11 protein-coding genes are annotated in these 21,895 nt (G+C 43.7%); all 11 read right to left on the bottom strand.

What is annotated here, in order from left to right; translation table 11 throughout:
• Nucleotides 1–23 precede the first annotated feature (23 nt).
• The gene (locus R2Q85_RS11005) at nucleotides 24–1,931 is read right to left on the bottom strand and encodes a sialidase family protein (RefSeq protein ID WP_316811834.1); all 1,908 of its coding nucleotides are present in this window, start codon (nucleotides 1,929–1,931) and stop codon (nucleotides 24–26) included.
• A gap of 41 nt (nucleotides 1,932–1,972) precedes the next feature.
• Nucleotides 1,973–3,523, bottom strand: coding sequence for a RagB/SusD family nutrient uptake outer membrane protein (locus R2Q85_RS11000; RefSeq protein ID WP_316811833.1), 1,551 nt, complete (start codon nucleotides 3,521–3,523; stop codon nucleotides 1,973–1,975).
• Between the two features lie 11 nt (nucleotides 3,524–3,534).
• Nucleotides 3,535–6,273 carry a SusC/RagA family TonB-linked outer membrane protein gene (locus R2Q85_RS10995; RefSeq protein ID WP_316811832.1) on the bottom strand — a complete coding sequence of 913 codons (2,739 nt, stop codon included), beginning with the start codon at nucleotides 6,271–6,273 and terminating at the stop codon, nucleotides 3,535–3,537.
• Nucleotides 6,274–6,307: 34 nt separating this feature from the next.
• Nucleotides 6,308–7,774 carry a fasciclin domain-containing protein gene (locus R2Q85_RS10990; RefSeq protein WP_316811831.1) on the bottom strand — a complete coding sequence of 489 codons (1,467 nt, stop codon included), beginning with the start codon at nucleotides 7,772–7,774 and terminating at the stop codon, nucleotides 6,308–6,310.
• A 26-nt stretch (nucleotides 7,775–7,800) separates the two neighbouring features.
• The gene (locus R2Q85_RS10985) at nucleotides 7,801–9,324 is read right to left on the bottom strand and encodes a RagB/SusD family nutrient uptake outer membrane protein (RefSeq protein ID WP_316811830.1); all 1,524 of its coding nucleotides are present in this window, start codon (nucleotides 9,322–9,324) and stop codon (nucleotides 7,801–7,803) included.
• Between the two features lie 11 nt (nucleotides 9,325–9,335).
• A complete protein-coding gene (locus tag R2Q85_RS10980) occupies nucleotides 9,336–12,572 on the bottom strand; it encodes a SusC/RagA family TonB-linked outer membrane protein (RefSeq protein WP_316811829.1) in 3,237 nt (1,078 codons plus the stop codon).
• Between the two features lie 27 nt (nucleotides 12,573–12,599).
• A complete protein-coding gene (locus R2Q85_RS10975; protein ID WP_316811828.1) occupies nucleotides 12,600–14,534 on the bottom strand; it encodes a fasciclin domain-containing protein in 1,935 nt (644 codons plus the stop codon).
• A 212-nt stretch (nucleotides 14,535–14,746) separates the two neighbouring features.
• On the bottom strand, nucleotides 14,747–15,943 hold the full coding sequence (locus R2Q85_RS10970; RefSeq protein WP_316811827.1) for a sialidase family protein: 1,197 nt from the start codon (nucleotides 15,941–15,943) through the stop codon (nucleotides 14,747–14,749).
• Nucleotides 15,944–15,964: 21 nt separating this feature from the next.
• Nucleotides 15,965–16,900 carry a dihydrodipicolinate synthase family protein gene (locus R2Q85_RS10965; protein WP_316811826.1) on the bottom strand — a complete coding sequence of 312 codons (936 nt, stop codon included), beginning with the start codon at nucleotides 16,898–16,900 and terminating at the stop codon, nucleotides 15,965–15,967.
• A gap of 13 nt (nucleotides 16,901–16,913) precedes the next feature.
• The gene (locus R2Q85_RS10960) at nucleotides 16,914–18,392 is read right to left on the bottom strand and encodes a RagB/SusD family nutrient uptake outer membrane protein (protein WP_316811825.1); all 1,479 of its coding nucleotides are present in this window, start codon (nucleotides 18,390–18,392) and stop codon (nucleotides 16,914–16,916) included.
• A 37-nt stretch (nucleotides 18,393–18,429) separates the two neighbouring features.
• Nucleotides 18,430–21,801, bottom strand: coding sequence for a SusC/RagA family TonB-linked outer membrane protein (locus tag R2Q85_RS10955; protein WP_316811824.1), 3,372 nt, complete (start codon nucleotides 21,799–21,801; stop codon nucleotides 18,430–18,432).
• Nucleotides 21,802–21,895 lie beyond the last annotated feature (94 nt).

Here is a 21,895-nt window from a genome sequence, read left to right as displayed (position 1 = left end):
ATTTAACTCCGCATGTCTGGATCTTATTTTTTATAAATGACAATTCCTTCAGCCGGGCTCTCTACCCCACCTTCTCCGGCAATAACAACTGTACCATCGTTTAAAACCGCTGCATCCATATTTCCTATGGGGGCATTATAGCCGAAATAGGCTTCTCTGGTGAAAAGCGGGCCAACTGTAGTGTAGACTTGCCCATTATTGATGCTTTTAAAGAGCATAGGTGCAACTGCATAAGCAGGACTGTTTTTAACTTCTGGATCGGTTTCTCTGTTTATGGGACTTATATACAATATTTCACCGTTTTTACCTTTGAGTATAGTCCCGCCAAACAGATGTCCGTAATCAGCAGTTTTTACGTCTGATGAGATGTTACTGGCTGCGGTCCAGTTGTCTCCACCGTCGGAGCTGTAGGAAACCAGTCTGTTTTTGGGACTGGTATTGGTATGTCCGGCTATCATCATTAACCTGCCATCTGAAAGTTCAACTACTGTACCTTGTTTCAGGCGACTGCCGCTAACGGTTTTGCCTAAGCGCCAGGTACCTCCACCGTCGTCAGATAGCGCCATCCTTACTACGTTGGTGCTGTAGGTAAGCGGCATAACCAGGCGTTTGTTATAGGTAGCTGATGTAAGTACGATACCATGCCCGGCACCGCCCTGAATATATCCTGCAGCAGTATTTTTAAATGCAGTTATTTCTATCGGTGCCGACCAGGATGTGCCATTGTCGCTGGATTCGATCTGGTAAATACGCTGTGAGCTGGCATCGTAAGTAAAGGTATTGCTGTTAGCCGGAAATGTTCCGCCAATGGTACTGTATTGAAGGATGATCTTTCCATTATCCGCAGTAACCACCTGAGGGAAACAATAAGTCATATTACTGCTATTACCAGCAAGTACCGTGAGCTGGTTACTCCAGGTATTTCCTCCGTCGGTAGATCTTTTCATAATGATATCGGTATTTCCTACCGGTATGGTATTTTGTGCCACCCGCTCTTTAGCCGAAGTGGGTGTCCCACGGCCTTCAGCAAAAAGCAACAGGTCGCCGCCTGTAGTTTTGGCCAGGGCTGGTGCCTGGATTTTATTATAACTGCCTTCATATTCATGCATGGCATAGTTGGGCGTATACATGTCTGTGCTTTCGATATACACATCGTGGACATTCACAAAATTTCTCCACGGACGGATCTGCGGTGTAAAATAATACATGCGTTCGGCACCAAGTTTAAATGAAAAGACCAGCGTGCCATTTATTTTTACATAAAATATACCGGCGGTAACGATAACTTCTAAATCGGCCGGCACTCCGGGAGTCATTACCTGCGTAACTGTAGGCCAACCCAATGCAGGATTTACAGTAGCACCTAGCTGGCCATATACGTCGACAAAAAATGTGGGTTCACCACTGCCGCCGTCCATTCCAAATACCAAACTGCCCCCGGTATCCCAGTTCTTCCCTAAAACCAGACCAGCCGCTGTAGCATTAAAAGTACCAAAGGTAACCTTCGCATACATATAGAAGCTCTTTCCTCCGCCAACAGGCACGAAATACTTGGAGTATACCCAATTGAATTTGTAGCTGTTGGGATCGCCTGCGAAATGATCCGCGTTTGACAAAGGATAATAATTGTAATGCGGTGTCATATAAGCCCCCGCTGCTTTTTGTACCCAGGAGAGGGTGTCGCCTTTTGGAAAATAATCTGTATATCCTTTGAACAGGATTCTTTCATAATCCGGTACGCCGTCTTTCATCAGCCATTTCCCGGCTTGTCTGGTCGAATCAAACGGGAATGGCAGTGAATCGAGTCCGATAGGTCGGTCTATCTTGAATGGCCCAGGAAAATCAAAATGTTCTTCTTTATAGCATGAGGCCAGGAAGAGGCTTGTAAATGCCATTACAAAGAGATATGCAGTCAGTTGTTTAGTCTTCATCTCTATATACTTAAATATTTCTTATCATCAATTTTAAACTATTACTCCCATTTTTTTGGGTCGACAGGAATATACCAGTTTGCTTCATTTTGAAGCTTTGCCCGAATGGCCGCCCTCAAGTTTTGCGGATATTTGGCCGATACCGCATCAGCGAGCACGTTTCTTCTGTCCAGTTTTGACCGTAGCATCAAATCGTACCAGCGTTTTCCTTCAAAAGCAAATTCCCTGGCCCTTTCTTTAAAGATCATATCTTCCATGACCTCCTTGTTGGTATATGGGAATGTAAGTTTATCGAGAATAACCAATCCACGTGCTTCTCTGACCATATTGATAAAATTAAAGGCAGATGAATAGTTGTTCAGCATCAAATCTGCAAGCGCCTTCAATAAGAAAGCATCTGCACTGCGCATGATGTGCCAGCTGGCGCTGCTTTCATAACTCTTGCGCATGGCCAGTACGTTGTCCAGACCTATGTATTTCCAGATGACAGTATCACCAGCTACTACTTTATAACTGGCCTGGGCCCGGATGTCGGCATCCGTTAGTGATACGTCATCCTTAAACAGCGGATCCACTACCGATGGTACTGGCTTTAAATAATATTTCCCGCCATCAGCTCTTACTGAAGATGTAAATTCCTGCAACCTATTGGTTTCAAAACTATTGGTGTACTTAAAACCCAGCAGAAACATAGAATGCAGTGGGGCATACGACGAAGAAAACTGATTAAACCAGTTTCCTGAGTTGCCTAAGGTATGGTTCGCATTCCGGATCGGAAGGTCGCAGAATGAAGATGCGGTCTGGTATTCTCCAAGCCATAGCGCTATTTCTGCAGCATAGGTGGCTGCCAGTACTTGCGAAACTCTTCCATACCGCTCCTCTCCGGATAGCGTTGTTCCATTCCACTGATAATTTATGGGAAGCATCCCGAGTGCAGTCAGTATATCATTGTAAACCAATGTCCACACTTCCTGCTGATTGGCAGGCATGTTGTAAATGCTACGGATCTGCTCAGAGCTGAGGCTAAGTGTAGGTTCCTTTACTGTTTCGCCGGCAGCATTGATATAAGTGATGTGTTCTGCAAAGTCGGTGGTGATAATTGGAAATGTGGCATAGGTACGCAATAACTGATAATAGCAAACGGCGCGCAATAATAAAGCTTCTGCATAGAATGCACTTGCGTCGCGGTCCGCAATTTTAGTATCCAGCGCTTTAACCTGATATACTTTTTCCATCTGCCGGTTGCAGCGTGCTATTGTCCGATAAATCCCCGCATAGTTGGTGTACGGATTGTCTGTACTTACATTGTTGACCACAAACTCATTGATATATGGATCAGGGTCAAGCTGCCCGGTTGTCACCATGTCGGCCCTGGCATCTCCCCATAATAAGAATTTGTGTACTTCTTTGGTGAGAGACTCATACATACCAATTGCCGATGCATTCAGATCTTCCCTGTTCTTATAAAATTCTTCTTCCCGAATATGATTACTCGGTGTAACCTCAAAGAAATCAGAACAAGAGGACAGGCAAAGGCTTGTAGTCATTGCAGAAGCCAGGATTATTTTTTTTATAGCATTCATTTTCTTCATCTTCAAATACATTAAAATGACATCCTTACACCAAGGATATAAGATTTAGGCAGCGGCGATGCTCCGAAATCAATTCCACGGAGCATCGCATCCGGAGAGCTGACCACTTCGGGATCAAATCCGCTGTATTTACTGAAGGTCAGCAGGTTCTCCGCGGTAACAAATACATGGAGTCCGCGAATGAGTTTCATGCGGCCTGGTATGCCGATCTGGTAGCTAAGAGTTACATTTTTAAAACGCAGATAACTGCCGTTTTCAACCCATAAGTCTGAGGCCGCCCCATTCATAGATGGATCATCAAAAGCAGCACGGCTTAATCCTGATCCAGGGTTTGAAGGAGAAATCCATCTGTTCTGTACGTTCGGCGACTGGTTCGAATAGTCTTTCATCACATGCATTTGCTGATTGAAGCTGTTGTAGATTTCATTGCCTGCAGCATAAGTGAACAGGACATTAAGAGATAATTTTTTGTAGCTTAACAGGGTTCCGAAATTGCCAAAAGCTGCAGGAAGTGGTGATCCTATTAGCTGACGGTCCAGGTCATTGATCCTGGAGTCCTTGTTTACATCGTCAATGATGTAATCTCCTGCCTTGAAACTGGTGCCGTCCGCCTTTTTCAGGTTTACATCACTATCTGAGGCAAAGACCCCCAGTACTTTGTATCCATAAAAGGAGCCTAAAGGTTCGCCTACCTTCGCGACAGTGTAAATCCCGCCTAAAGACTTCATAATATTGCCGTTGTTCAGGCTTTTTATCTCGCTGTTTAAGGTTGACAGGCTTGCGTGGATTGACCAGTTCAGATCTGCCTTGCGAACCAATTCTGCGGCTATGCTGACTTCAAACCCCTTTGAAACCATTTCTCCGTTGTTCTCAAACTGCGGGTCTAAACCAAGTTCGATGGGTACGGCACGCTGTGTGATGAGATTTGACGTGGCTTTATAATAGTAACCTCCATCTAATTTTAAACGGCTGTGAAGCAAGTTCAGCGTCAGTCCTGCATCATAGGTATTCGTGGTCTCGGGCCTGATGGACCTGTTTGAAATATTACCCAGATATACACCTCCGTAACCAAAATAATTGGCCGGATAATACAGGTTATAATGATAGAAACCGCGCAGGTCATTGTTGCCGGTCCTGCCCCAGCCAGCCCTCGCTGCCAGTTGTGTACCGCTTTTTCTTTCCAATAGATCTGCTACTGCTTTCACACCTGGATAGATACCCCAGCGACCATCAGCACCAAAATTGCTGGAGCCTTCTACATTCAGATTTGCGGAAACTATTAATCTTTTAAACAGATCGACATGCCCTCTCGCATAAACAGAGAGTAGCCTCGATTTATAATTAATATTGGAAGCTGTATCTACTATACCCTGTGCAAGGGTTTCATAATCGTCCGTACCAGCATTGATCTTGCGTACGTATATAGATTTCTCCTCATATGATTCAACGGAAAAGCCGACTTGTCCATAATAGGTATTGTTCGATCCAAAAGCCCCCTTCCTATCCAGCCAGCTGGTCCATAAGATCATTGATTCACTGGAGTTCCTTTTTAAATTTTGTCTGATCCTGTTCAGGTCAGCAACAATTCCCAAAGCGGGGCGATATTGCTTTTCCGTGAGACTCATGTAATTAAATACAAACGAAGAATTGATCGAGGTTTTGGGCGACAAAGACCATTTGGCACTGATTTTTCCGTCTACCCGGTTATCCTCATTGCTATTGTACATATTGTTTACCAGGGCCAGCGGATTACTCTTACCAAGCACATCCACCCCCTGATATTGTTCCGTAACCTGCCCCAACTCCGAATACCGGAACGGACTCATGAAAGGTGCTTTGGTAGCGGCTACAAACAAAGGGTGTATGCCGTAGTTGAAACCCTGCTCAGCATAGCGTCCGTTGGCATGGGTATAGGCAAGGTTGTTGGAGATTTCTATTTTAGGTGACAACTTGTAGTCAAGGTTAAACCTTAAATTGACCTGGTTCATGTCTGAGCCAGTGATCGTCCCTTCCTTATCGGCATATCCTACACTAAACATATAATGCGCATCGCCATCCCCCCCTTTTAGTTTTAAATGATAATCCTGGTACAGCGCATTTCTGGATATCCGGTCTATCCAGTCTGTATTTTTGTTGTACATAGGCTGATTTGGGTCAAAGACAGGGTTCTGGTTTACTTGAGCCGCTGTACTTCCGTTTTCGAGGTAATAGTTACGCAGATAATCTTTAAACTGTCCTGCGTTCATCCGCTCCAGTTTGATAGCTGACTGCTGCACACCAAATTTCGCAGAAAAATCTATTTTTGTACCGCCTAGCTCGCCTCGCTCGGTTTCAATAAAGATGGCCCCGTTGGCACCTCTCCCCCCGATTTCGGAGAGGTCAGCACCTCCTTTTATAACTTTTACCTCGTCAATGTCATTTGGATTAACAAAGCTAAAGCGATTGGGCTGGTGTATAGAAAGAAAAGAAGGTAATGCCCTGGAATACCTCACCGGGATGCCATCGATATAAATATACGGAGATGAATTCAGGTTGATGGAACCGGCCCCGCGGATCATCAGCTGGGTAGCAAAGCCTATGGAGCCGGATTGTATAACCTGGATTCCAGATTTATCGGCCAGCAACTCACTGAAGGTTATGGCGCTTGTTTTTGTGTTTACTTTGCGCTGAAGGGAATCGGATACCCCCTCTTGTCCCAGTGCCGTAAGGCACACCGCATTCAGCACTAAAAGCAATCCTTTCTTTAACATAATTCTAAATTCCTTTTTCATTAAAATATTCTTCCTATTCAGGTATCAGTTCAATTGCGTCCATTAATATATCACAGCAATAATCGCCTTTCTTTCCAGTAGCAAAAGCGGTAAGTGCAAAGGTGAGTTTGACATCTGACCGGCTCTCTACGTTGATCAACCCGCAATTGTTATAGATGTAATAATTGTATACTGGCCAGGTGCCATCGCCTTTGGCAAGGTCTATATTGTCTTTTACGATAGCTCCGTTATAAATGGTAATAAATTTTCCCCTGGTGCCCGTACGGTGCACAATGCGGATGTTGTACCGCCCGGCCGGTACTTCCGGAATGGTGAGGTAAAAAGAATCTCCAACCTGCTGGGCGTCAAAGGCCACGATCTTCAGCTCTTTATTTTGGTGGTAGCTTTGGGTTCCGTTATTGAGCACGATTTTAGCAGGGGTCTGGGCAAACACATTTTGCACACCATAATTACTGTTTGGAGGAAAAAGGTTGAACCGGATGGGAGCCGGTACGGCTGCTACTATTTCCACAACTTTGTCGATGGAATGATAAACTCCATTAAGGCTTATCCGGTCTATGCCAAATGCTAACGACTGGTCAAACTTAAAGCTCGTGTTCATAAAATACTGACCCTTGCTATCGACGGTAAAGGTCAATGCTTCTTTTTTATACACTGGATACATGCGCTCTGTGGTCAGCTGATTTAAAAAATATCCCGAATCAGGGATAATGTGATAAGCCGCCCAGTTACTTAGGTTGGCAATGGCGTTTTTGTCAAAATTATTTCTCTGTAATACCTCATCCCGTTCAACGATCAGCGTAATTGTACTGTCCTTCAAATACCGGGTAAGCCCTGTTTCTTCAAAGATCCCGAGCATAATGTTGTACTGCCCAGTTTTTGTGAGTGTTTCATAAATGGTTTCTACCGGCGGACTAAGCACTTCGTCAACAATGTCGATATAACCATTGCTCATTTCTATATTCGATTCACTGATGGTCGAAAAGTTATTCAGTTTAATAGCGTTATAGGAATCTCTGATATCTGCAATCAAAAATTTTTTATTAAACTCTGTGGGCGTAACAATAGGTCCGGGCTCAAATGTGTTGGTATTGATCTTTGCATTCAGTAAATGGTAACCGAAATAATTTGACCAGAACTCTGGCGATTTATCCTTAATTGAGCTGACTTTGCTGCCACCGGATGACAGCCTGGTAAAAAGCTTTTCGAATGCGGCATTTGTGGGCACAAACACCGTATATGTTCCTGCGGTTTTCAGTAAGCTACGCTTCTTCACATAATCTACCATCTCTTTGTAGGTGCTCAGATCTGGCCTGTTGTCTATATAGTCCATAATCTGAAGCTCATCATTGTCATCGTATCTGGCATCAGAAAACTCTGGCTTACACCCCTGAAATACAAACAACATGACGGCGGCAATGATCAGGTGGCTACATGCCGTCCATCTGTTCTGAAAAAGGCAATTTATATACTGTTTCATGTCTTTATGCTTTAGTTGACATTAATTTATTTGCTTTTATAAAAATCCTTCTGTGGCAAAAGGGGATTGTTGTCTACTTCAATCCGGCTATAGGGTAAAAACCAGCTTTCCATATTGAGCAGCCTGGCCCGGATTACCTGATAAGGGCGCCCCAGCGCGTTGTTGGTTGCAGCTTTCTCTACCAAAACATCTGTATAACCGGGTCTCCTGGAAATGCGTACTGCGGCAAACCATTCTTTTCCTTCAAAGCCGAGTTCAAACTCACGTTCCATCAGTAGCCGGTTGAAAAATTCTGTGCCTATTCCACTTTCACCAGGTGTAAGCGCCGGGAGGTCGCAATGTTCACGGATGATGTTGATTACTTTTTCTGCTTCATCATATTGTCCTAGCATGCCATAAGCTTCAGCTTTCATAAATAAAACCTCCCGGTAGCGATAGAAAATATAATTGGAGACACGGTCATTTTGCCGGCGATAAGCGCGCTGATAAGGCGACTGCCCTAAAAACTTATATACTTCAGCTGTTGATCCGGCTGATGGTATGGTAAAGGCGCTATAGTTCTTCAGTCTGATGGTATCTGCTGAGAAATGCTTGTCCGGCATGGTACTCGGATACAACAAATCGCCCGAATTTATCCTGATATTGGTAAAATTGGCAGAATAGGTTGCTGTAGCACCCTCCGTTATGGCAAACCAGTTATATAACGGTGAAGAAGGACCTTGTAAACCGTATTGGAATTCAAAAATTGACTCGGAAGAATTTCCAGGATAAAATATATTGTACCAATCCTGAGGCCTGACCAGGGTATTGGCATAGGTGCCATCAAGGGTTTTACACAAATCGATACAGGCGGCATAATCGTTCCTCCAAAGCTTCACATCGGCCATGATCGCACGGGCAGCATTCTTCGTTATACGTCCATATCGCTCCCTGGTATCAGAAAATGTCGCGGGTGCATCTTTTATAGCCAGCTCCAGATCTTCTTCAATGAAATCAAGCACGTCACTTTCAGATGAGGGGGCGGTATTTAAGTTCTGCGTGTCAGATTCATAAGGTTCTTTTACTAGAGGCACCTCTTTAAACGACCTCACCAGATAGAAATAAACCAGTGCCCGGAGTCCGTGAGCTTCCCCAAGCATTGTTTTTAATTCTGCCTCACTAAAATTTACATCGTTTTTAAGAGCGGTTGGTGCATTTTTAATAAAAGCATTGATCCATCCTATGGCCTTATATTGGTTTGTCCAGGACAACAAACCGTTATTGGTATAAATATCGTGCTCCATAAACTGGCTGTGGCTGATTGAGAAATTGGTACTCGGACCAGGCGCATATAAACTTGATCTGATATCTCCCCATGCCTGAAAATTTCCCAGACAGGTATGGAGTGATGTATACAGACCCATCAGGGAGGAATACACCTGCTCCCTGTTTTGCCAGAATTTGTCCTTGACCAGGTTGTCCGGAACATCTACGTCCAGAAACTTAGTACATCCGGACAGGATAAGTAAAGTGCCCAGAGCTGCATATTTTATCGTATTTAATATTTTCATCGTCTTTCAAATTAAAGTGAGAGCCTAAGTCCGAAGGTATACTGTCTTGCAGGTGCGGTGATGTTATTATCGATCCCAAACATATTCACGCTGCCTGTGATCGGTACTTCAGGATCGATACCCAGATAATTGGTCCAGGTATATAGATTATAAGCGGTAAGAAATACGCTCATGTTTCTTATACCTACTCCTAGTTTTTTGGTTAGCTCATTACTAAAATTGTAGGTAAGGGATACTGTTTTCAAACGCAGATAAGAAGCATCTTCTACCCATCTGGTGGAGGCCTCCTGGTTCCAGGTAGCTAGCCGCTCTGCCCGTGGCATGTCTGTAATGTCTCCCTGCTTTCTCCAGCGGGCGGTTACGGACTGGGCTTGATTTCGTGAATCATGCATTTTTTCCAGGTTCTTCCTGCTCAGATTAATGACATCATTGCCGTATTGATATTGAAAGTTGACCTGAAGCATCCAGTTTTTTAAAGTGAAACTGTTGTTCCAGCCGCCAAAAGCAACAGGGTTGCCATCACCAATCTGAACTTTATCCAGTTCATTGATGATGCCGTCGCCATTGATGTCTTCATAAACCATGTCCCCACCTCTAAACTGATGACCGGTATTTGAACCATATCGCATATATTTGGGTGTCAATCCATCGGCTTCATAAATAATATCTCCCCCTTTCTCTCTCAATATGGCATCGGCATCAGTGGGATAAACACCTTTTGCCCTATACCCATAAAATCCGCCGACCACATCTCCTGCTTTCAATTTAGAGGTAAAACCTTCTTTGGTAGTTGTAAATGCTCCTTCATCCAGGTTGTCAGGCAAAGTGAGCAGCCTGTTTTTATTGGTTGCAATGTTAAAAAACGAACTCCATCGCAATGCTTTTGCACCGCCTTTCAGGATAACCGCGTTGAGACCAAATTCAAATCCGCTGTTGCGTAAAGTTCCGAAGTTAACAAACTGTGTTTCATACCCTAATGTGGATGATAGCGTTTCTTTTAACAAAAGATCGGTTGTTGTTCTGGTATAATAATCAATTTGTCCGCGGATACGGGCGTCAAACAATTCAATGTCCAATCCGTAATTGTATTCTGTAGTGTTCTCCGGCTTGATATTATCGTACGCAAACTTAGAAGGATAAGTATAGGTCTCTCCCAAATAGCCAGTACCGGTCGAATAGGCTACGTCATATAAATTCGTTACATTCGGCAGGTTACCTGTTATTCCAAAAGCAAAACGCGGCTTCAATGAACTGATCCATTTGGTATTTTTAAGGAAACCTTCTTTAGTCATTTCCCAGGATGCCCCTATAGCGGGGAAAACTGTATATAAATTGTCTTTACCATACCTGGAATCTCCTTCCATTTTTCCGGTCGCCGTAAGGAAATAACGGTCTTTAAGCGCATAATGCCCCTGGATGAAAGCTCCGATATTTCTTCGGTCACCAAAACCTCCGGAAGCCCTTGATATGACCGCAGATGCATCGGAAGAACGTAGCTTCGGCGAAGCCCCATTGCTGTAGGCTATCGTTGTCGAATTGTCACTGTCGGAAGTCAGGTTCATCACCCCAACTACCGTTAGCCGGTGGTTGGTCTTATTTATCGCCGACCAGATCAACCTGCTGTTATTGTTGATCATCAGCTGATGGCCTTCGGCCTGAAGTCCGGCATTAAACAATGCCTCTCCCGGAATTGATGCCGTGGCATAACCAGGAAGAAAGTACTCATCCCCGGATTCCCGAAAATCAACCCCAATCTGAGTGCGAAAGTCAAGGTTCTTTAATATTTTGTAGTCTACTACTGTCGAAGCCATAAATCGGTTCGACTTTGTTAAATAAGTTGAATAGTCGATTACGGCCAGAGGATTGTAGCGCGAGGTATAAGTTACAGGATCCGTGCGTTGCACAAAATAATCCAATCCATTTTCTGAATACACCGGATAGAATGCCCCTATTTCACGGGCATACAACATTGGCGATATTTCATTGGTTGTAAAATCGATCGCCCCCTGTTCATTAATCGGATGTTGTTGTCCCCGTTTGTCAGTCATTGAGTTGATGTAAGAAAGTTCTGCCGATACCTTGAGCCTGTCCGAAACCTTATAGTCGAGATTAAACCTGTTGTTAAACCTGTCATAGCCGGTCCCTTTAGTTGTGCCATATTGAGTAGTATAGCCCACACCCCAGTAATAACTCACCCGCTCACCACCGCCACTTAGCGAAGTGTTGTATTGCTGGTAATACCCATTTCTGGTGATGACATCAATCCAGTCAGTATTGTTATTGTACTGCCACGCATCTCGTCTGGTCAGATCGCCGCGCAGTTGTTGCAGGAAGCTACCGTCGTCCACTCCAGACCGGTAACTTTCTATAGAGAAAATACGCTGCTCGTCGCCAGACATCATAGGAATCGTCTTTGGTACCTCGGTCATTGTAAGTTTAGAGGTAAATGAAAACTCCGGCTTGCCTTTTTTACCGCGCTTGGTACGGATCACAATCACCCCATTTGCGCCCTTGGAACCATAAAGGGCAGTAGCAGAAGCATCTTTCAATACATCGATAGATTCAATATCAGTTGGATCAATATCACCAATCGGACTAAAACCAAAATCGGTAATACTCTCTACCTTGTAATCATTCCCTATTACCTCTCTGCCGTCTATCACCCACAAAGGATCATTGATGCCGGAAATACTGGAAATACCCCTGATCCGTATGGAAGCAGCAGCACCGGGATCTCCACTGGCCGCCACAACCTGAAGTCCGGGCGCGGCGCCCTGTATGAGCTGCTCAACAGAAGTGACAGGCAAATTTCTTAATTCAGCTAGGTTTACAGAGGCTATCGCGCTGCTTGATTCTTTCTTATCAATCGTCATAAAGCCCAGATCAGCCTTCTCGCTACGCTGGCTTACAATTTTTACCTCGTCCATTTCACCATAACCCCCCATAAGTATAACCTCAAAACTTGTTTTTCCTCCTATAGAAAATTCCTGTGTCTTATAGCCTACATAGGAGAAGACAATTTTATCGGCTTCGGCTGTCTTCTTCAAGCGGAACTTACCATCGCCATTGGTGGTAATTCCGGTGAGAACCAGATTATTCCGGTTCACAAGCATAACCGTTACACCTGGAAAAGGAGATTTTTTGGATTCGTCGTAAACAATCCCGCTAATGACATCCGTCTGCTGCGCATAAACTCCAATACACAGACTGTACAGCAAACCGGTAAGAATGAAAATCTTTCGTAACATTTTATTCATTTGTAAATCAGTACAACTTTAAAAAACCTGGTTAATTTTATGGATAACACCATTGGATCCCTGTAGATTGGCGGTTACGGGTTTCACTGACTTTCCTGCAGCATTGCTTACCGAGAAACTTCCCCATAAACCTGTAACGGTCAAAAAATTCCCTGCCTTATCCGGCACATCCCCCTGAAATACACCATCCGTAAACACATACCTGTTAGGAATGATGTATTTGTTGACAAATGCCCGGGCCTGGTCTGCGTTCATCGCTGGAACAGATATCCCCCCGGTTTGCAGCGCAGTATTTGTAGGCGCAAGTACGGTGTAAGTAAAGAACCCGGTTAAATTCAATTCTCCATTTAATCCGGCTTTGATGATGGCATCTTTGAACAGGGAAAGTTGCGCATCTTTTTCCACCATTGCATACACCGTTTTCGTCAGGTCGAGCTTATCCATCGGTGTCAAAAATCCATCGATTTCAAATATGGCCCCATTACTACGCTCCCATGTCGGCTTCGGTGTCAGTAATGACACAGACTTTCCGGTATAATCCGTAAATTTGCCGTTTTCATAATAAATAAATCCAAACTCGGTTGGATAATACCTTCTTCTAAGCCCGCCGTCCTTCATCACATTTATATTCAGAATACCTGCCCGGCATTCACGAATTTTGATCAAGCGGGTGTCTGCGTCCATATCTTCCGCCAGCGGAAAACCCCATACCGCATCCGGCTGCAACAAGATGGTTTTGTCACTGTGCTGATAGGCCAGTCCATGTGTCAAACCCTCCTCCATGTCGGTTTTTTCAAACATCCAGCTCCACTGTCCATAATAGCGCTTCCTCATGTATACCCCGCCCTCCACGCTGTGCAGCTTTGGGGGTTCAATAAACTTGTTTAGCTTGAAAATTACCCCATTGCTGGAAGGCACGGAACCTATAATTTTCGGTGCTAGAGCAGTGATAACCTGTGGATAAGTGGTTGTACGAAGTTCCGGATTGTTCCGGGCAACGTCGCTCTTAAACCAGATATCCGCAACTAGTGCTGCACCTGCAATGATCTCCGTTTTAATAACTTTAGGAATAGAATCGATGGTGTTATACAGGTCAGGCAAATAAGGTTCGAAATATTCCATTACGGCCTGGTCTGTTGGTACGAATAAGGTAGAGCGTGTAGCTTCATTTGCCAGGTTCCTGCTCAGCTCATACGATTTGATCAGCGTGGTATCCACCCAGCCGAATTCATCTTTCGGCCCCAGGACATACTTGACATGAGCGTTCAGCCAGGAGTTAAAGATTGAAACCTGCGGATCGGCAGCAATAGCCTTGTCTATCCGAGGCTGGATCGGCAAAGTAGATTCAAGTACGTGTATTACCCCATTGTTCGCGTCTATATCAAATTTCATATCAGAAATCCTTGCTGTTTCAACCATAAACCCATTTCCGGTTGTCCCAAACAGTGTTTTATAATCATCTTGCTGTACACTAAAAAACGATGGCGTAAAAATCCGTATAGATTTGGCCGGTATCGCCGCTTCTGCACGGGTGGTGTAATAGGTAGCTCTTGTAGGATTTAATCCCCCGACTGCATCTTTATACCTTTTTTCTATGTCATACTTATAGTACATGCCGTTAATAAAATGGCCATTCACGAACTCCCGAAGTTCAACTTCAGGCACAATGTCAATCGATGCGTACCCTTTACTTCTGAAATATTCCTCAACATGTTCATTTTTTGGCGCCAGACAAGTATATATAGCACCCTCACCCAGCGTTTTCCGTAAGCCGAGCTTATCAATCATCTTAACGAATTCTGTAAAATCCGGATCCTCGCTCAGCATCTCAACGATGTTTTTGTCTATTCGTTTAGAAGGATTGTAATGCTCTTCAAACTCCTTTGAACAGGACATTCCAAATACGGTCAATATGACGTATAGGATAAGGAAATTTGGTTTGGTTTTTTTCATCCCAGCTCATTAATTTCGCTCGTCGTTTACTAACACACCATCACCTACTGGTGTAGGTCTAGTCTATTACTAAATCAAACAGCATTGATTATATGGTTATACAGTTTATTTTGGTTTGGTTGTAAATAGTTCTAATTAGTTGTTATGTAGAACATATTTACAAGATCAAATATGGAATATTAAATCGGATTTTCCAAATAATTGAACATTATTTAATACGATTTTTCCTTAACCCAGTTTAGATTAAAGCGTTTAAGAACAAGGCTGTAATTGAAGTTCCTGCCTGGGTCTGCATTGGTTTCATATAGACAATATATGGTTCCGTCTGTACCAATGGCCACATCCGAATATCCTGAAGTGCCAGGATCAATAATTTTTGTTACAGGCCAGCTTTGGCCTTCATCATTGCTGATCTTCAGGGTCAGATTTTTACGGGGGTACTTAATGATGTTCCGGCTATCCGGATTGATGAACAGGATACCACCGCCCATGTTTTTGGGCAGGCGTGCAATGGTCGCCATACATACCGGTTCAAATAATGCTTCGTCAAAAACCGGTTTGCTCCAGCCGCTAATTCCGTCTTTACTATAGCTGATACCTCTGCGGTGTTTTTCTGTTACGTTCCTGATGTTCACCATTACCCTCCCATCTTTTAGCTCGATGGCCATGGTTTCACTGGGGTTTTTAAAATCGGGATTGTTATCAGCTATGATTTCACCTCTTTTCCAGGTCTTGCCCAGATCATCGCTATAAATGGTTGCAATGCAGGATGGTGCATGACTCCTTCTTGGCAGCATTTTAGCTGGGTTACTGAGCCATACCGGCACCAACAAACGGCCATTTTTTAACTGGATACTATGTCCTGGTCCTGGGGCGAGTACTTTCCAGTCGTATTCGGGTTTAAAAGCATCAAAGGCATAAGTGATATCTGTCGCCTGGCTCCAGGTTTTTCCGTCATCTTTTGAAGAAGTATAGTAAGCCCGGGCGTAGTCGCGCTGGTATAACAAATGGACGGTTCCGTCTTGGTCTACTATCGGGGTGGCATTACTGGTAGGCTCGCCATTTTTTCTGGCAGCAATAATGACGTTCGGTTCCCAAGTTTTTCCGCCATCCGTACTTCTGCGCATCAGCAGGTCCATATCGGCCCAGTCACTTGCCGTTCCTACCCTACCTTCGCAAAATGCAAGCAGTGTACCCTTTTTGCTCATTATCAGGGCTGGTATACGCATAGAGGCATAGGCTCCGCCAGGAGCAAAAACGCTGCTGCTGTCAAACAATATTTTTGAACCGGCATGCTTTGGTGTTTTGCAGCCGTAGTTCATCCATATCATGATAATACAAGCAACAATGGCCAGCGAACAGGTTTTAAGCGCGAATAATCTGTGGTTTAGTCTGGTAAAAAAGGACATAGTTTTGGTTTAAGTTTGGAACTAATACATATTATAAATTTCGGGTAGGATTTCTTCGCATTTTTTCCGGACAGTCAATACCTGATCCTGTGGTATCCAGCGGTAAGGCCAGCGCAGCCGGGTGCTGATAGGTGTCCAGTTGCCAACGGCAGCCATAAATTTATCTACCGCCTGATTGGCATACCCCTGATCGGTGATATAAGGCACAATGCACTCGTTCATAAACCGTTGAATTCGGGTTTCGAGCTCAAATGCCGATTGGTCTCCGCTGATGATGCTATTGTACCATTGCTGTGCAAACTGAGGATTTAGACAGGCCACGTTGGAATAGGCCCCATGTGCACCTCTTGAAATGCCTGTCGCCAAGTGATGACCCGGAATAAATACGGAAAAAGATACGGGCAGATTTTTCATTTCCTGGTACCATTGTTCGTCACCTCCGGCAACTTTGCAGCCTGCTAAAGGAATCCCGGCTTCCAGTATCTCCCTGAAATCTTTAGGCAACAACTTCTTTTTGGCATGTGGCGGATTGTACAAAATCAGTCCTATCGGATCAGCAATTTTGGCCATTACCTGTAAAAAATCAATGATCTCCGGCATAGTTGGCACAAACCAATCTGGCAGGATCACCTGGATGGCCGATGGTTCCAATAATTTGGCCCTTTGTAGTCTTTGTCTGGATATTTCCGGACTCATGTGCGAACAGCCAATCTGGAATGGCATACCAGCAGCATTGCATTTTGATGCCAGGATACGATTTACCCAGTCAAATTCTTCTTCCGTCTGATTGTAAAATTCACCGGCAGTTCCATTGGAGTAAATGCCATCTACTTTAAAAGAAATGAGGGTGTCAATTTCTGCTTCCAGCTGATTATAATTGATGCTGTCGTCGGCATTAAGGGGCAACAATAGTGTTGCCCAGTTGCCATATATTTCTGTTGCATTTAACGGGGTCATTTATAGGTGTATGTTAATTTAACGGATAACCTTCAGTTTGTTTAATGTTCGGGTTATTTGCAAATACAGTAGTATTTAATGGCCAGAACAATGGTGTGGTTTTGCCAACAAGATTTGGTACATAGGTATAGACATTGATGGTTCCGCCTTTATGGAACCTGACCAGATCATACCAGCGTTTGTTTTCAAAAAACAGTTCTCTGCCCCGTTCATCCAAAATTTCGCGTTCCACATCGGCTTTTAATGTAGAAGTGGTATAATCACCTGTACCTGCCCTGAATCTTACTTTATTCAGGTATTCCAAGGCTTTTGGAATGTTGTTCAGTGCTGCATAGGCTTCTGCTTTCATCAGGAAAATATCCGATAACCTGTAAATAATGATGTCATTATCTGAAACACGGCTGTCCGGATATACATTGCCCGGATATTTGGTGATCCAGGAAATCTTTGGACCGGAAGGCTGCATTTCCGTGATCCAGGTATAAGGGATGCGTTTGTCATTGATATTGGTAAATAATGCTCTTGATTTCGGACTGATCTGGTAAGCACCCTGCCCGTTTACCGTGGTTTGCGCATAAGGAATCTGGTTCAGATTTAATGCACCCTGTACACCGGTTAAATAAGGTAATGCATTCAGGCCATAATTATTGGAGATCTCATCTCTTTGAAAATAGGCGGCAAGTGCTATTTCCGTATTGGCTGATGCCCGGAGTCCAGTGACATTTTTATAATCCTGGTTCAGGATCAATCCCGAAGCTTCTATTTCTGTTATGGCTGTAATTGCACTGTTAAAATCAGCATCTCCACCGTTTAGTACTTTTGCACTCCACAGGTAAGCATCAGCTTTTAGCGCCATTGCTGATCCATAAGCGAAACGGTATTTTGAAGGGTAGGCGCTTTTGGAGAAAGTAGCAATACTACTGAAATTCTGAATGGCCAGATCAAGATCCCCCTGGATTTGCTTCATTACATCGGTGGCTTTTGATCTGGACAATAAAGGCACATTTTCATCTACTATGGCATCGAGCATAATAGGTGCATCACCTATAATCCGGGTTAAATGGAAGTAGAAATAAGCCCTTAAACAATAAGTTTCTGCTAAAATACGCTTTTTAAGATCGGGATTGGAGGAAAACGGAAAGCTCTCAATCTTTGCAAGCAGCAGGTTACAATTCCCTATGCCTTTATACCAGTTGTTGTAATTGATCGCTCCGGATGTAGGTGTAATGATTTGTGTCCAGGAAACGCCAAATCTGGAATTTAATGCGGCCACAAGTTCTTCACTTCTTTCTGTACCATACACAATATCATTGGAAAGCGTACGCATGGCAGTGTATATTCCCGTAACGTAGGGCTCAAAATCATTCTCGTTTTTAAAGAAAACGGCATCAGTAATGCTGGATTGAGGTGTTACCTCCAGCAATTTTTTACAGCCCGGACTTAAGGCAGATAAAAAAATGGCGGATATGATGGTTATTGCTGTCTTTTTCATAATTGATTTTTTTAAGAAAACTGATTTGTTACCTGGATCAGAACTTTAATGTTGCGCCCAGTAAAAATTGCCTTGGTCTCGGATAACCACCCGGATCAAAACCAGTATATACTTCAGGGTTCAATCCTTCATAGGCGGTTAAATAACCAACGTTATAAACTGTAGCAAAAATATTCAGCCCGGAAGCATGGATTTTCTGAAGTACTTTTTTAGGAATGTCGTAGGCAATTGAAATTTCCCGAAAAGCAAGGAAATCACCTTTTGAAAACATCGTAGATACATCAGAATTGTAGCCATTGTTATTTCCAATTGTTCCATTGCGCAGGTAATTGCGTTGTCCGAAATCGAAATCAGCAAAAGAAAAGCGGGCATATTTTTTGTCTGTATCTCCCTGATTTTGCCAGATGTCCGGACCAAGCGCAATGGAAGGTGCTCCTTCATTAAAGGCCCTTCCCTGTCCCAGTGAGCGTGCCAGTGCACCATTGCTGATCAGATGGCCCAATGCATAATCCATGGTAAACCTTAAAGTGAGGTTCTTGTAATTAAAGGTGTTTTGCATGCCTCCCATTTTGTTGGGATTTCTGTAACCCATAAATACCTGGTCTTTGGTATCAATAACCCCGTCCCCATTCACATCATCAAAAATGAAATCACCCCCGCGTTTCCCTACAGCTATCCCCTGTGGGGAGGCTAGATTGTCTTTTATTTTGGCATTCCAGGCGGCTGCCTCGGCATCGGTAGCAAAAACTCCTTTAACCTGATAAGCATAGATTGGAAAAGGACGTTCACCCTCCGCGAATCCACCTCTTTCTACCAGCGCGTTCGACGCAGGATCAAATACCAGGTCTCCACCCTGTCTGTTTTTTAAACGTCCGTTGGCCGGAAGTTTGGTGATCATACTCTGGTTATAAGAGAAGGAGAAATTGGCATTCCAGTTAAAATCCCTTATTTTAATAATGGAAGCGCCCAACTCTATTTCTACCCCCCTGTTGCGCAATTCACCATTGTTGAAGGTAATTGAAGCAAAAGGAGATTCAGCAGGCAATGGTTTAGAATCCAGCCTGTCCTTAGTCAGCTTGTTGTAGTAATCCACAGTCAGGTTAATGCGACTGTTAAAGAACGAAGCATCAAAAGCCAGATCCGTAGTTTCTGTAGATTCCCATTTTAGATTTGGATTAGCGAGATTAGCGCGTAAAATACCTGAACTCTGACCGTAATTGGCGGTTACATTTGAGATTACTGAGGCATAACCACCATAGGTATCGGTAAGATTCAGGTCGCTAAGCCCTGCAGCACCCCAGCTGGCTCTCAGCTTAAGTGCATTGATCACTTTTACTTTCCAGAAGTCCTCTTTATGGATGTTCCACCCTATTGATGCAGAAGGGAAAAATGCATATTTGTTGTCAGGGGTAAAATTGGAGAAGCCATCATATCTTAAAGAACCGGTAAGTAAATATTTGGCTTTATAGTCATAGTTAAACTGCCCGAATGCACTGGCAGATCTAGTCTCGGCTAACGAGGTAGCAAAATTGGTCACATTGGTAACCACTACCCCATTAATTATCGTTGTAGATGGCTCGTCTATCGTATAAATATAATCATTAGAGCCTCTTTGAGAACCAAGACTGGCAATATGATTGGTATTTCTGGTATAGTTAACCCCAGCCAGCGCCATGAAGTTATGTTCATTTTTCAGGCTGAAATCATATTGTAACACCTGATCAATCATCAACTGTCTGGAGTTTCTGGTGTAATCCGTTTTTTGACGTTGGGTGGACGGTTGGATCTCATCAGCCGGTGTTCCTTTTCTCATAAACAATTCCTGGTAATCATCCTTCAGATAAGAAAACGAAGGTTTAAAATGTAGTCCTTTGATAATGGTCAGATCACCGGCAACCCTTGACACCAATCTTTCCGTTGACGTTCGCATGTCATCGTATTTTAAAGTATGGAAGCGGTTACGAACCGTATACAGCTCTCCCGGCATGGGGTTCCCATCATCTTTAAACGTACGGATCAGCGGGGTAATCCGCACTGCCCGTACCAGGTCATTTTGATAAGCATCTACATAATTGGGCATTACATTCTGGTAGTTGAGCATCACGTCCAGCCGAAAATTATCTGCTGCTTTGAAACCGAAATTTCCCAGGGCATCATAACGCTTGTATTTTGTACCTACAAACACACCAGCCTGGTTGGTATACCCCATCGATAAGTTATAATCAGATTTTTCACTTCCTCCGCTGATCCCCAGGTTTTCATTGTTACTCAACCCGGTGTTCCACAGCATATCCTGGTAGTGGTTATCGGCATATAATAGTCTTGTGCCCGGGTTGATCGGGTCGTCCATCACTTTCCAGCCCTTGCTAAGCAGGCCATCAACATAAGCCTGACCTTCTATCGATACTATATTGTCATAAAGGGCAGTAAGATTGATGTTTTTTCCATATTGCCCTTTAGCGGTATATACCCTTGTACCTGCAGAAAACCCTCCGTTATTCAGCAGATTATTTTTATCCAGTGCATCGGCTGTATTTTTAACCGTGGTACGCGCCAGGCGTAAATATTCTTCCGCCCCCAGATAATCGTAATCACGTGCCTGGGTTTCCCATGTAGTACGGTGATTAAGCGTAATGCTCATCTTGCTGTTTGCCATCCCTCCTTTTGTTTTGATCACAATTACACCGTTTGCGCCCCTGGCCCCATAGATAGCGGTAGAAGCCGCATCTTTCATGACCTGCATAGACTCGATATTATCAGGATTCACGTCGTTCATAGATCTGAATACGCCATCCACTATCACCAATGGGCTATTGGCATCTGATGCTCCAGTCGAACTTCCATTATTATTGCCCAGACCTGATCCATATGCATTTGGCTTTGTTCCACCCCTGATGATGATATTTGTTGCACCAACACCAGGCTGTCCGGTAGTAACCGGCACAGAGACACCCGCAATCTTACCCTGCAAGGCCTGCACTGGATTGGGATTTGCAGTGTTTTTAAGTTCATCTGCTGAAAGTTTGGAAATGGCGGCCGTAGTTTTACTCCTGGATTGCTGCGTATATCCAACAATCAGCACTTCATCCATTGTATTCACATCTGGTTCAAGCACCACATCGATCTTCGTGTTGCCATTAACTGATATTTCCCTGGTCTTATGACCGATGTAAGAAAATATCAATATTCCGTCATTTGAAGATAGTTTTATAGCATATTTTCCGTTTGCATCGGTAGACGTACCGATGCTGGTACCTTTTAGCTTGACACTTACACCAGGCAGGGTTTCCCGATCAGCACCAGAACTTACCTTACCCGAAATCAACGGGCCAGAATTTTGCCCCAGAACCTTTGTTGCAACAAAAAAGCAACATAACATGGACAGAAAAATAAATGTTTTTTTCTTCATAACAGGTTTAATTAGGATTATATTTGGTTACTAAATAGTAGTTATGTAGTACATATCAAATGTGTGAAGTATTTTCTATATATCCAAATATTTT

This window comes from Pedobacter heparinus (genome assembly GCF_032678725.1).
GTDB classification, from domain to species: Bacteria; Bacteroidota; Bacteroidia; order Sphingobacteriales; family Sphingobacteriaceae; genus Pedobacter; species Pedobacter heparinus_A.
The sequence above is the reverse complement of the archived record's forward strand: the minus strand, read 5'-3'. Positions and strand labels throughout refer to the sequence as shown.

What these genes read in the sequence shown, in the direction of transcription:
- R2Q85_RS10975 (WP_316811828.1), bottom strand. Translation starts at nt 14,534, where the DNA reads ATGAAAAAAACCAAACCAAATTTCCTTATCCTATACGTCATATTGACC.
- R2Q85_RS10965 (WP_316811826.1), bottom strand. Translation starts at nt 16,900, where the DNA reads ATGACCCCGTTAAATGCAACAGAAATATATGGCAACTGGGCAACACTA.
- R2Q85_RS10995 (WP_316811832.1), bottom strand. Translation starts at nt 6,273, where the DNA reads ATGTTAAAGAAAGGATTGCTTTTAGTGCTGAATGCGGTGTGCCTTACG.
- R2Q85_RS10955 (WP_316811824.1), bottom strand. Translation starts at nt 21,801, where the DNA reads ATGAAGAAAAAAACATTTATTTTTCTGTCCATGTTATGTTGCTTTTTT.
- R2Q85_RS10985 (WP_316811830.1), bottom strand. Translation starts at nt 9,324, where the DNA reads ATGAAAATATTAAATACGATAAAATATGCAGCTCTGGGCACTTTACTT.
- R2Q85_RS10970 (WP_316811827.1), bottom strand. Translation starts at nt 15,943, where the DNA reads ATGTCCTTTTTTACCAGACTAAACCACAGATTATTCGCGCTTAAAACC.
- R2Q85_RS10980 (WP_316811829.1), bottom strand. Translation starts at nt 12,572, where the DNA reads ATGTTACGAAAGATTTTCATTCTTACCGGTTTGCTGTACAGTCTGTGT.
- R2Q85_RS10990 (WP_316811831.1), bottom strand. Translation starts at nt 7,774, where the DNA reads ATGAAACAGTATATAAATTGCCTTTTTCAGAACAGATGGACGGCATGT.
- R2Q85_RS11005 (WP_316811834.1), bottom strand. Translation starts at nt 1,931, where the DNA reads ATGAAGACTAAACAACTGACTGCATATCTCTTTGTAATGGCATTTACA.
- R2Q85_RS10960 (WP_316811825.1), bottom strand. Translation starts at nt 18,392, where the DNA reads ATGAAAAAGACAGCAATAACCATCATATCCGCCATTTTTTTATCTGCC.
- R2Q85_RS11000 (WP_316811833.1), bottom strand. Translation starts at nt 3,523, where the DNA reads ATGAAGAAAATGAATGCTATAAAAAAAATAATCCTGGCTTCTGCAATG.